Origin of the sequence: Paenibacillus sp. TC-CSREp1 (assembly GCF_050171015.1) — a bacterium.
GTDB classification, from domain to species: domain Bacteria; phylum Bacillota; class Bacilli; order Paenibacillales; family Paenibacillaceae; genus Paenibacillus; species Paenibacillus silvae.
On sequence record NZ_JBNOKM010000007.1, the window covers coordinates 275833 to 288505 of the forward strand.

The following is a 12673-nucleotide window of genomic DNA, read 5'->3' on the forward strand; positions in this document are numbered from 1 at the left end:
GAGTTACAGTTTTGTAATGTTTGACAAAAATCGACGATTCTAGGTCTTTTGTTGGAACTAATATTCCAACTATGGAAATATGATATAGTTATTGCCACCAAACTGCAATATAACAGCGCTTGGTTTCTCAAGCCTTGGAAAGGGACGGATTATGGTTACATACGTATGCCTCGCCATATTGTTTCTTTTTGTCGTTATCAAAATGATCACATTCCAGCTGCATCGCCGGAAGCCGGTTTCCCGTGAAGATACGGACCGCACCCTATACAACATTCTGAATGGCGGGCGTGATGGAGCATGAGCACGAAAAAAGTAGTTTCTATCCGGCCATTTAACCGAACGACATATGCCTTCGAAAAGTTGCACGTATGCAAGCGCTGCGGGCAGTATACTTGCCTCTGGGAAGATCACTGCACCTCCTGCGGGCGCAAAACACTTGTTACCATACAAGAGAAAGCAGGTTCCCGGGTAAAACGCCGCATGGTGCGTGATGTTTTGCTGGTTATGCTCATCGGCGCAGCTGCCGTTTATTTCGGTGAGACGCTGGACCAGTCCATGATTGCTGCTACAGTGACTTTGCTGCTACTCGGCGGCCTGATCTTCTTGCAGCAGCGTGCCTTCCCGATTGAAAAGCTGCGTCAGATGAAACGTATGCTGCAGCTGAACGAAGAAGGCGTGCGGCAGGGCATCAACCGCAACTGGGCTTTGGTTGCCGAAGCCCGCAAAGAGGACGAGGTCCTCGCCTACGAGATGCTGCGCGAGATCGGCTCGCTGGTCAACAATGACCGGATTCGGCTGCAGCAGGTGGCGCTGCTGCAATCGTTTGTCCTGCGCAGCGACATGGATCTGCAGCTCCGGCCACTTCTGCTCCAAAACTTCGAGCGGCTGCTTGCCGAATATATCGGCGAAGTTGCAAAGCTGAAGCCGGAGCTGGTTCGTGAAGACGCGATTCGTTATATCGCGACGTATGAGGTTCACATTTTACAGCTGCATAACGGTATCCAGATTCTGACCGCCGTCGCCGCAGCTGCCGTACGCAAAAGCAAATATATAGAACTGTTTCCCAGCCTGATTACCCGTTACGCTCGCTTTATGCCGAAAGACCGTTTTATGCGGCTCTATCACACCATCGAGCGTTATCCATCCAAAGCACGCGGAGGTCTCGCCGAGTCCGTGGGCCGAGTGTATAACGAGAAGTACCGGGATTCGTATGCCGATGTTCAGATTTGATGAGCAATCAGCCAAGGCTGGCAAAATGGCAGAACACTACGAATGTAAACGGAAGCGTATCATGTCAAACAAGTGAAATAATGCAAAGTTACTCCCTATATATAGACGAGCCTATCACTCCGTATCCCTGCATCCTTGCGATTGTTCCATCCTTAATCATATAAGTTCCAAGCAGAAAACACCCCGTCCTTAGGTCTAGGATGAGGTGTTTTGTTACCTAGACCTGAGAATGAGCTATTTAGTGAAAAAGGGCCGATTGCCGCATGATCGTTGTAATCAGTAATGATTAAACAGATACGGGGATGCGGAAAAAGCGGAACTTGCGAGGTACGTAGATGATGGAGTGCCTGGGGATTGCGAAGCACGAGAAAGCCGCTGGATGGTGGAACGCACAGGATTGCTCAGTTGGGGATGATGTTGGGGGGAGGAGTGCACTGAATTGCCTGGCTTGGGGAAAACCTTGGGGGAGGAGAGTACTGAAATGTTCGGCTTGGGAAAGACGTTAAGGGAGGGGCACAGGAATTGCTTGGCTTGGAGTTGACGTTGAGGGAAGGGGTACACTGAATTGCTAGGCTTGGGGAGAATGTTGAGGGGAGCGGTACACTATCGCTCGGCTTGGTGATGAGTTGGGGGAGGGGGCTCTGAATTGCCAGGTTCGGTGAAGGCCGTTGGGGAGGAGCGCTCGGATTTAGTTTCTCTTTCGGACGCTAACGATTCGAGAACACCTTATTTGCGCCAAATCTGCCTCCTGAAAATTGTAACGATTCTCAGTAACCTTATTTATCCAATATGACCTCATTTTTCTTTTCTTTCGCCCGATATTCGCCAAATAGCGCTCCTACGAATCGTTAAAACTCCCCATCCCCCAAAAATGCCTAAATAAGACTTCTGGGGATCGTTAGCGCTCCAAAGTTCGTTTGGATGAGGCGCATACTAAATTGCCCGGCTTGATGAAGGGTGTTGGGGGAGGAACGCAAGGGATTTAGTTTCTCTGCGGACGCTAACGATTCGAGAACACCTTATTTGCGCCAAATCGGCCTCCTGAAAATTCTAACGATTCTCAGTAACCTTATTTCTCCAAAATGACCTCATTTCGCCCTCCTTCTGCCCGATATTCGCCAAATAGCGTTCCTACGAATCGTTAAAACTTCCTCCCCCCAAAAAATGCCTAAATAAGACTTCTGGGGATCGTTAGCGCTCGAAAGTTCATTTGATGAGGAGTGCACTAAATTTGCTCGGCTTGGGATGACGTTGGGTGGAGGAGCGCTCTGAATCGCTCGGCACGGTGGAGGTCGTTGGGGGAGGAGTAATGTGAACGAAGCTGCGAGATACCAAGGTAATTGTGGAGGGATTATGAGTTGTTACGGGAAGATGTAAAACGGATCAAAGCTCAGTGATTACCGATATAAAATACGATGAGGGTATGGCGGTCACGGCTTGGTCAGATGCAAGGGTTGTGAGCTGGAGCAATATTTACCTGTGTAAATAAATGCATGTGTGTTTGTAAAAAAAGGGCCGCGACGTGGCTCCGTCGCGACCCCTGGTCCGAGCGTTCGGTACATTTTGTACACGAACACTCTCGGTATGTGCCATGCTGCACCCGCTAATGCGGTGGCATGGCTAAGCTTGCTGGCGCAATGTGCGGCTGCTGCCGCTTGCGCCCAAGAAGTTACCGCCCGCGACGAGAATCGCGGCGGTCGCCCCTGCCCGGACCGCGTCCCGCGGAGTCCGGGCGGCCAGTGCCAGCGCCGCCGCGCCCAGCGGTGCGCTTGTCGGCGCTGCGGCCAGCCCAGCCGCTGCTGCTGCGCTCTTCGCCGCGGCTTGCACCACCGCGGCCACCTTGGCCCGTGCCGCGGCTGCTGCCACTGCGGCCCTGGCTTGCGCCGCCGCGACTGCTGTCGCTGCTGCGCGCCGAACCGCGGCCCGCGCTGCGCTCTTCGCCGCTACGGCCGCCACTGCGCCCACCGCTTCGGCCGCCTGCTCCGCCGCGAGAACCCCGGCCGCTGCGACCACCGTCTCTGCGGTCGTTCCGGCCAGAGCCGCGACGGGCACTGCCTGTCCCGGCAGAGCGGCTGCCACGCTCCTCATCGCCTTCGCTATGAATGGAGCGGCGTGCGGCTCCCGTAGAAGCCACTGGACCTTCACTTGTCCACTGGATACGGTTCAGCTTCTGATTCGTGCCTTCCTCAATGCGGGCAAGCTCCGGTCTGTCATGCTGGGTGGCAAATGTCACCGCAAGACCTGTACCGCCCGCACGTCCCGTACGGCCGATCCGGTGGATATAACTTTCCGCATCATGAGGGATGTCATAATTGAATACGTGAGTAATTCCTTCCACGTCCAGTCCACGTGCCGCAACATCTGTAGCGACAAGCACCTGCAGCTTCGCATCACGAAACTTCTTCATGACATTTTCACGCTTCGCCTGCGACAAGTCACCATGAAGCTCATCACTGTCATAGCCTGCTTCACGCAAATCCTCGTTCAGCTTCGATGCCCGACGCTTCGTCCGGCAGAAAATAATCGCCAAATACGGACGATACGTATCAATCATGCCGCAAAGCGCAGCAAACTTGCCACGATCCGTGCATTCCAGCACCTGCTGGCGAATCTGATGGATCGGGATCACTGACTTGGAGGAAACTTTCACGTCCTCCGGGTCCTTCATATAGTTTTTCGCCAGCACACGAATGCCCTTCGGCATCGTTGCCGAGAACAGCATCGTCTGACGTTTATGCGGCAGTTCACGAAGAATCGTCTCCACATCGTCCAGGAAGCCCATGTGCAGCATCTGATCCGCTTCATCCAGCACCAGTTTTCTCACATTATCCAGCTTCAGCGTACCGCGGCGCAGATGATCCAGCAGACGGCCCGGTGTTCCTACAACGATCTGAGTTCCGTTATTCAGCTTGCGCAGCTGCTTCTCCACATCTTGTCCACCATATACGGCAAGCACATGAATCTTGTCATCGTTCGCTGTCAGCTTCTTCGCTTCTTCCGTAATCTGCAGCGCCAGCTCACGCGTTGGAGCAATGATCAGCGCCTGCGGGGAGCGGTCGGATACGTTAATTTTCTGAATGATCGGCAGCAAAAAGGCGAGCGTTTTGCCCGTGCCCGTCTGTGCCTCGGCAATAATATCACGTCCACCCAGCAGTACCGGAATGGAGCGTTCCTGTACCGGAGTCGGCACGGCAATGCCCTGATGCCTTAATACCTCGCACCATTCCGGGCGAATGCCTAATTGTTCAAAGTTTGTCAATCGTTACACCTCTGTATGTTCATTTAGATAAGTTCATTTCATAGAAAAACCCAGTGACCTGAGACATGATGCGCAAGGCATCCCGTATTGACTTGAATTGTCTATTTCCGCGGCTAATTTCCGAATACGAGCATGCACTTATTGCTTACGCCGGGTAATGTAACGCTAGTCACATCTATATCTGTTTCGGAAGGTATACCCACGTTCAAACTAGTTTTCCTGAATTCAACGCTGCTTATGAAATGAATTTTTAAAAAGCAATCCACCGTTGCTCTTCTTCTCCATACCCTGTAGTTTACACGTTCATCCATCAAAACAAAAGCGAAACTGAGCTACCGCACCAACTTGTAGCAAAAGAGCTTACCTGCTCCGGCCATTTTTACAATAAAGTTCAATCCGTCAGATGTAATCAACTCGTACCATGGGCAGCAACGGAAACAAACCGTTAGATGGATAGAGAGTTGGTCACCAGAAGTGAAAAGCATGGGATTGCAGTATAAAAAAAGATTATCTTCGCAGGCCGATGCATTTCGCTGACTGCCCCCTATAAAGGTTCTTGCTGCCTAGCAGCAGCTTGAGATGCTGGTCATACAGTTGTCCGGAAAACGGATTATTTTAGCATTTATTTTGTTCTCCGGAGGTAACTTAACCCGGTAAAATTGCGTTGATTTTAATGTAAGGTCAGCCAGCATACGCCCCTAAAGCCAGTTTTCTCAGTGCAAGTCACCGTTATGGCTATAAGCTGAACCATTTTATTTACACGTTAACGGAGAGAGAAAAAAGCTGAAAAAGTAGAGCTAAAAGCTCTCTGCAGAGAAAGATGTATCGGAAAAATAAGCTACGCCTTTTATTACGGACTCCCCTTCAGAATAGGAAATCGAAAAAATCCGGGGATAACAGTGATTACCGTGATTGAAAGGTTATTCTAGTCATTGAAGTAAACTGTGTAAAATCCTTTAGATATAGAATGGAACAGGAGGAATATTGTTATGCACAAAAACAGTCTACGAAGATGGTTGATGTGGGGACTCCTCGGCATTGCCTTGATGATCTTTCTTAGTTTACTATCCATCCTGAACAATGTCGGTTACAGCAATGTAAAGCAAATCATACGTTTGGAGACCAGCGGCCCTTCCATGATCCGCATCGAACATCCCAAGGAGGGGATGGAACGTTATCTGACCAAAGATGAAAATGACCCTCAAGAGCGATTGAAGTCACGTATGTCACGTGAGGGCTGGGCATATGAACAGCAGGAGGGCTCCGGTTATTTTTTCACCAAAGACGGTCAGCAAACGATTGTGACCCTGAAAAGATGGAACCATTTTTACGTTATCTATAATATCAAGGCGGGAGTTGTGAACCTGGAGGGGTAGCTAAATGAAGTATTGAACCAGCAGGTAAGTTCTAACGATCCCCACAAACCTTATTTGCCTCATTTTTGCATGATCCACAATCTAACGATTTCCAGAAGTCTTATTTCGCTAAAAATATGAAAAAAAGCCCCCGATATCAGCAAAATGAGCTAAATAGCGTCTCTGTGAATCGTTAGAAAATTAACATGCTTGAATTCGCCCAAATAAGGCTTCTCCTGATCGTTAGCGCTCGTGGCTCACAAAAAACGGCCCCCTACCGGGCCTAAACCCGGAAAAGGAACCGATAGAACACCATATGACGTGTTACACCTACCAATCTTGTGCCTGTCAAAACCTGATCCTCTGTTAATTTGTTAATTTGTTACTCGTCTGAATTGTTATTGTTCGTGTGTCCGACACTCTGGCACCTGGTTACTTTAATACTTAGACTTTAATACTCGGTTAATTGTTGTTTGCTCGAAACTTGAACATTTGGGCATTTGGTTACTTTGACACATTGTTACTTTCTTACTTGGTCTAGTGTTATTCTTCGTGTGTTCATCACCCGGACACTTGGATACTTAGATTTTGATACCCGGTTAGTTGTTTGTTTGCCCTAAACTTAGGAACTTGAATATAATGCATTATTTTCCCTTTTGTTCCCACACTCGAGCTACTGCTATTGTTAGTTACTCCCCTACCCAAGCTATTGCTATTGTTAGTTTCTCCCCTACTCGGGCACTTGTTCACTTGGTCAATTCGCTGCTTGCTTCCTTGCCCACCTTGTTGGTTTGTTCCCGACCTGAGCATATCACCTAACTGTAGCTGCGACGTACCATTTTTGCTGCTGAGTCAACCTAACCTGCAACAGATTGCTTACGCACCATGCCCTTCAACACCCGCTCCCGAAACTGCGAAGCCGCTGCGCTCCAGCAGGCGAGAGCTTTCTTCGTTCAAGCCGCGTAGATGTACGGTTTTGCCCAGCTTGGCGTATTTGAATTTGACTTTGCCTATCGCGACAACCGCCGTGTTATCCCAGATATGTGAACCGCCAAAATCGATCGTGATTTCCTGCGGATCAGCCTCTGCGTTAAATTCATCCACAAAATGGGACGAAGAACCGAAGAAGAAAGGTCCATGCACACGGTATACCTTTTGGCCCTGTTCTTTCTCGGCCTGTACACGAATTTTGGTCTGCTTCCAGCCAAAATGAAGCACGCTGAGCACCACACCCACCAGCACCCCAAGGGAGAGATCATGGGTGTAGACAACGATCGCTACAGTTACCACCATGACGATTGCTTCCGCACGGGGCACACGGGCAATATTTTTAACAGAGCTCCAGTCGAAGGTACCAATACACACCATAAACATAACCCCAACGAGCGCTCCCATCGGCACCTGCTTCACCACACCGCTGAGCAGTAACAGCAAAATAGCCAAAAACGCACCAGCTGTAAATGTCGACAATCTTCCGCGTCCACCTGACTTCACATTAATGACCGACTGACCGATCATTGCACAGCCGCCCATGCCGCCAAACAGCCCGTTCACAAAATTTGCAATGCCTTGACCGCGTACTTCACGGTTTTTGCTGCTCTTGGTCTCCGTCATCTCATCCACAATGGTTGCAGTCAGCAGCGACTCCAGCAAACCGACCAGCGCCATCGTAAACGAATACGGCAGCAGAATCATCAGCGTATCCCATGTCCACGCAATATTCGGCAGATGGAACATCGGCAGTGTGCTTGTCAGATTCCCCATCTGGCCTACCGTTTTCACATCGAGATGAAAAACAACCGTAATAATGGTCATAACAATAATCGCAATGAGCGGAGCCGGAACGGCCTTGAAAAAGCGTGGCAAAATATAGATAATCGCCAGTGTGCCCGCCACCATCACATACATGATCCAGTTTGCTCCTGTAAAATGCGTCAACTGCGCCATAAAAATCAGAATCGCAAGGGCATTCACAAACCCGGTCAAGACCGAATGGGGCACAAACGTGATGAATCTCCCTACTTTAAAAATGCCTAAAATAAACTGAATGACACCCGTCAAAATCGTCGCTGCGAAGAGATACTCCACGCCATAATCCTTGACGAGCCCTACCATTAGTACCGCCATTGCTCCTGTAGCTGCCGAGATCATGCCCGGTCTGCCGCCTGCAATGGAAATGACGATGGCAATCGTAATGGATGCATATAACCCGACCATGGGATCAACTCCTGCAATGATCGAGAAAGCGATGGCTTCCGGAATAAGCGCCAGCGCTACCGTAATGCCTGCGAGCACATCTCCGCGGATATTGCCAAACCACTGTTGTTTTAACGTATTCATATATTGTTGCCTTGCCTCCTAATGTATATCTCGTATTTGCACGAGCGATCCAGCTGAAGAATAACAGAAGCCGTAAACACCTGATCGATCACACGACAGAACCTCAGGTCGTCCACTGGCATAAACAGCACAAAATTAAGGACGAGCTGCGCAATCAACGCACACTGTCCTGAGTTATCACAGACTGCCCCCATAAAGCTTAGCTATACCTATTAACCCAGAGAGGGTTATACAGCACTACGGAAACAGAACCGGAATCGTTAAACTCTCCAGCTTCCCTATCCATGATACATTATGCCGACCGAGCTAACTGTTGGTATTGTTTACGTTTGATATCGCTCTGTATGTTTGGTATTGCTCTGTACATGCAGCATGGTCCACACTTCTACATTCCGTTCCGCAAACGTTTGGTAAAAGCCACCATACCATTGCCGTTCCTGGTTGTACTGACTGCACTTCCATTAAACTGTTCAGCTGCGCTCCTGCTTGTAACATCATTGAATATGGGTTTGACCTTATTCCTTAATGAATATTGGCTCGTCCCTGTCCCCTTAGTGACTGTTGATTCACTTCTATCCCGTCAATGAATGTTGGTTTGCCCCTGTTCCTCCAATGATGTTCTGTGGTTTTCCTCTTTCAGAAAAACCGGGTCCGTTCATCTACTGACCTATTATTATAGTCATATCTGTCCATATGTACGAATGCGTTTATCTGCAAAAATAACCCCTCATCTTCTCTTATCTCTACGTTGCGAGCATTATCTCTTTATTTCGATATATATCTATACTATCACTAGTCTTATTCCTATGAGTTTATATGAGGTCAATGGTGCCTCCACAGCATCCAAAAACAAAAAAACGCAAGGAACCTCTCCAAGAGATTGTCCTTGCGGTGTCTTATTGCTGTATACATGAACGATCTGGCCTTCTGTCAAAGATCTGTAAAAACACAGTCCCATGCATGCGACCACAGTAGCTCAGTAGCTTACCACATTATCATGAACATAACGCCGGGGAGCAGCATGTGCCGGGAGCTGCACGCTGTGCGCCCCTTGCTCTTACACCTCTCCACCATACTACACCCGGCTAGAACCTGCCCGATTTAAATATCGAATACAGCAGAAATGCCACCATAAGGATCGCCACGAGAAAACCAAGCTCAATCACCGGAATATCCCACAGCATCGTGGACTGGTGACTGATTGAAGAACCGATAATAAGTCCAACCATGATGATACAGAATGCCAGCAGGACGATGCTGAATGATAAACGATTACTGATCTGATCCAGTCGGCGCATAAGCAACTCCAGCTCGGGTACACTGATCTCCAGCCTGAGCTTGCCTTTACTAATAATGGAGGAAAGCTGGCGCAATTGCTCTGGCAGTCCCATGACACTTTCCGCCATATCTGCCGCGCTGCGGAACAACCGACTTTTGATGCGTCCTGCGCTAAAACGTTCCTTCAACAGCTTTCGCCCGAACGGCTCCGCCATATCCACGATACTCAAGGTAGGATCAAGATGTTCAATAACCCCTTCCACGGTCAGCAAGGATTTGCCCATCAGCAGAATGTCGGCTGGCATGACCACGCGATGCTTCTGCGCAACGCCGAACAGGTCATTCAATGCCTGGCCCACACTGATTTTGGAAAAAGAAATATCATAATACTTGGAGCGCAGCTTGTCCAAATCACCATGCAATCCGCGTATATCCATATCATCCGGCATCATGCCAAGCTTCTCAATTGCCCGGATCATGCTGTCGGTGTCCTTGCGCATCAGCCCGATAATCAGCGAAGCAAGATGTTGTCTCATTTCTTCACTCAGACTGCCCACCATGCCGAAGTCAATAAAAGCCAGGCTTCCGTCCTTGAGCACCATCAGATTGCCTGGATGCGGGTCGGCATGAAAGAAACCATGCATAAAAATCTGATTCAGCAGTGCATCAACCAGCCGCTGTGCAATGTTGTTCAGATCATGACCTCGCTGGATCAACTGCTCCCGATCATTCAGCTTGATGCCTTCAATGTATTCCATGGTCATTACGCGAGAAGACGTCTGATCCCAGTAAATGACCGGAATTTTCACCTTGTTATCCTGTAAATATTGCTGCGCGATCTTCTCCGTGTTACGCCCTTCTACTGTGTAATCCAGCTCTGCCAGCAGTGCCTGGGCATACTCTTCAACCATCTGGGGAATCTGATACTGCTTCACCCAATCCCAGCGCTTCTCCGCCATCGCGGTCAGTTCACGTAAAATATCCAGATCACGCTGCACGATCCGCGATATACCCGGGCGTTGAATTTTGATCGCGACAGCCTCACCGCTTCGAAGCTTGCCCAGATGCACCTGACCGATGCTGGCCGCTGCCACCGGGGTATCCTCGAACCGGGAAAAGATCTCCTCCAGCGATGTATCCAATTCCTGTTCCAAAATACCCCGTGCCGTCTCTGAAGAGAACGGCGGGACCTGATCCTGTAATTTTACCAATTCATGAATAACAGACTCCGGCAGCAGATCTGCTCTTGTACTCGCAAGCTGCCCCAGTTTGACGAATGCTGGCCCCAGCTCCTGAAGCACCAGCCTGATGCGCTCGCTCAGCGTTTTGGTCGGCTGCGCTTCACGCGACATCCATCGTCTTGGCAGTGCGAGCAGCTGGAATAATCCAAGCTCCTCGACCATATAACCGAAGCCATGACGCACCAGCGCCATGGCAATTTCCCGGTATCTGCCGACATGTTTGATCCGCACAGCCATCTATTCGATCTCGTTCCCTTTGAGAGGAGGTGAATCTTCGGAAGGAGCCGGGGTTTCATTACCTTGAAGCTGCGGGGTCTGACTGTGACCGAGTTCAGCCAGCTTTTTCTCAAGTACAGCCACGCGCTGCTCCAGACTGGTCACGTCACTCTCCGATGCAACGCCTGCTTCCTGAAGCACACGTTTGACCTGCTCCTGAATGACACGTTTCAGCTGGCTCTGTTCTTCATCTCCGCGCTCCATCAACCGTTCAATAAAGGCTTTGGATTCACCAGGCGCAAGCTCTCCTCGTTTAACCAAATCATCCACGGCTTTTTCGATTTTTTCCTTGCTGACTACGGTAAGACCAAGACCTAACGAGAACGCCTTCTTGAACAAATCGCTCATCTTATTCATCCTCCTCTTTGTTGTTTATATATTATACCTTTTCAACCCCTGCATGCAAAAAGGAGACCGCGATTACACGTACCGTGCTGCCCATTTGCCTGCCTGCAATACCAAACGACGATACATTTCATTAGAAAAGGATGGAACAGAATGTCCTGGCATTAAATATACGATTCGACCAAGCCCATATTTATGAGCCCAGGCTGCCGGCTTTGGACCTTCTTTGGACTGATACTCCAGCAAAATTTTCGTTTCGGCAAAGGAGCCAAATTCAAACTCGTACGGCTCTTCTTCCATTGTGAAATCGGATATGCCCTCCGTGACCGGATGACTCTCCGCTGTCACCGTAAACTCCAGCGGTGCGTAAGGCGGATGATGCAGAAACTTGGCACCGATCATCTGCTTTAATTCATAACGATTCTGGAGCGAAATTCCGTTATGTAAAATAACCAGCCCGCCCCCGTTGCTCACATAGGATAACAGCCCTGCTGTCTGCTGAGGGGAGACTTTCCCTCTCCAATCGTCCATGTATGAAATACACACATCAAACCCGGAAATATTTTCAAGCAGAAGCATGTTGCGGTTCTCACTGCACTGAACTGTAATTGTATCCTGAAAAATCCGGCTGATCTCCGCATCTACCCCTTGCAGCGGATGCCAGTCTGGATGAGTATAATCCCCTATTAATAATGCCTTTTTGCGATGATCCATCATCATCATCTCCTTTCATGTCGTCCCGGCTCGTCTGAACTCTTCTTCATCAGCACCATCGGTAATCTATCCGTAAAGCACACGTAGAAGAACCACTACCAGGGCAGCCTTTCCCCTCTGTAATCTACATATGCGGGCTGTTCTCCCTTGAATTGTTCATGGGTCGATCCGTGCTGCAATATGCTGTGCTGACGCACCAGGTGTCAGATCAGCGGAAGCATCCAGTTTGCCCCTCATATAACTCTGTACCCAGCCCGGATGCACCAGTATCACTTGTCCGCCCTCTTGCTTCAGTCTATTGTGTATCAAACGTGCCTGCATATTCAAAGCCGCCTTCGACACGCAATAGGCAAACCAGCCATCCCGGCTGCACTGCTTAATACTGCCTGCCTCGGAGGAAATATCGACGATCAGCTTGGTCTGGCCTTGAAGAAGGAGGGGCAGCATCGCTTGTGTGACACGCAAAGAACCCAAGGTATTGACGTTAAATACCTCTGCCATCTCTGCTATGTTAAGCGGTCCGCGGATATGATCGGTAATACTTCCTAGTATAGCCGCATTATGGATCAGCATATCCAGATGGCCGGTATCCAGCTCACCGTTTCTGTGAGGAACAATGTCCCTCCTTCACCAGA

Annotated in this window: 9 protein-coding genes; 3 read left to right on the forward strand and 6 right to left on the reverse strand. The window is 49.5% G+C overall.

The window, feature by feature from the left end:
* Window positions 1–151: 151 nt before the first annotated feature.
* Together ACQSGY_RS12830 and ACQSGY_RS12835 are read left to right on the forward strand one after the other, a co-directional pair.
* Entirely contained in the window at window positions 152–301 is a 150-nt protein-coding gene (locus tag ACQSGY_RS12830; protein WP_167433930.1) for a hypothetical protein, read from the forward strand.
* Window positions 298–1230, forward strand: a complete 933-nt coding sequence (locus ACQSGY_RS12835) for a hypothetical protein (RefSeq protein WP_427052159.1) — start codon at window positions 298–300, stop codon at window positions 1228–1230. The genes ACQSGY_RS12830 and ACQSGY_RS12835 overlap by 4 nt, the downstream gene beginning before the upstream one ends.
* Before the next feature lie 1669 nt (window positions 1231–2899).
* Here the strand turns inward: ACQSGY_RS12835 and ACQSGY_RS12840 are convergent.
* Window positions 2900–4489 carry a DEAD/DEAH box helicase gene (locus tag ACQSGY_RS12840; protein ID WP_427052160.1) on the reverse strand — a complete coding sequence of 530 codons (1590 nt, stop codon included), beginning with the start codon at window positions 4487–4489 and terminating at the stop codon, window positions 2900–2902.
* 989 nt (window positions 4490–5478) lie between these two features.
* Here ACQSGY_RS12840 and ACQSGY_RS12845 point away from each other — a divergent pair.
* On the forward strand, window positions 5479–5865 hold the full coding sequence (locus ACQSGY_RS12845) for a hypothetical protein (protein ID WP_145404493.1): 387 nt from the start codon (window positions 5479–5481) through the stop codon (window positions 5863–5865).
* Between the two features lie 855 nt (window positions 5866–6720).
* Here ACQSGY_RS12845 and ACQSGY_RS12850 read toward each other — a convergent pair.
* The 5 genes from ACQSGY_RS12850 to ACQSGY_RS12870 all read right to left on the reverse strand — a co-directional run bounded on the left by ACQSGY_RS12850 (window position 6721) and on the right by ACQSGY_RS12870 (window position 12656).
* The gene (locus ACQSGY_RS12850; protein WP_427052161.1) at window positions 6721–8184 is read right to left on the reverse strand and encodes a SulP family inorganic anion transporter; all 1464 of its coding nucleotides are present in this window, start codon (window positions 8182–8184) and stop codon (window positions 6721–6723) included.
* A gap of 1085 nt (window positions 8185–9269) precedes the next feature.
* Entirely contained in the window at window positions 9270–10940 is a 1671-nt protein-coding gene (locus ACQSGY_RS12855; protein WP_427052162.1) for an ABC1 kinase family protein, read from the reverse strand.
* Window positions 10941–11327 carry a phasin family protein gene (locus ACQSGY_RS12860; protein ID WP_188594164.1) on the reverse strand — a complete coding sequence of 129 codons (387 nt, stop codon included), beginning with the start codon at window positions 11325–11327 and terminating at the stop codon, window positions 10941–10943.
* Window positions 11328–11399: 72 nt separating this feature from the next.
* The gene (locus ACQSGY_RS12865) at window positions 11400–12038 is read right to left on the reverse strand and encodes a ThuA domain-containing protein (RefSeq protein ID WP_188594163.1); all 639 of its coding nucleotides are present in this window, start codon (window positions 12036–12038) and stop codon (window positions 11400–11402) included.
* 156 nt (window positions 12039–12194) lie between these two features.
* Window positions 12195–12656 (reverse strand): SDR family NAD(P)-dependent oxidoreductase, encoded by a 462-nt coding sequence (locus ACQSGY_RS12870; protein WP_427052225.1) that lies wholly within the window; start codon window positions 12654–12656, stop codon window positions 12195–12197.
* Between the last annotated feature and the right edge of the window lie 17 nt (window positions 12657–12673).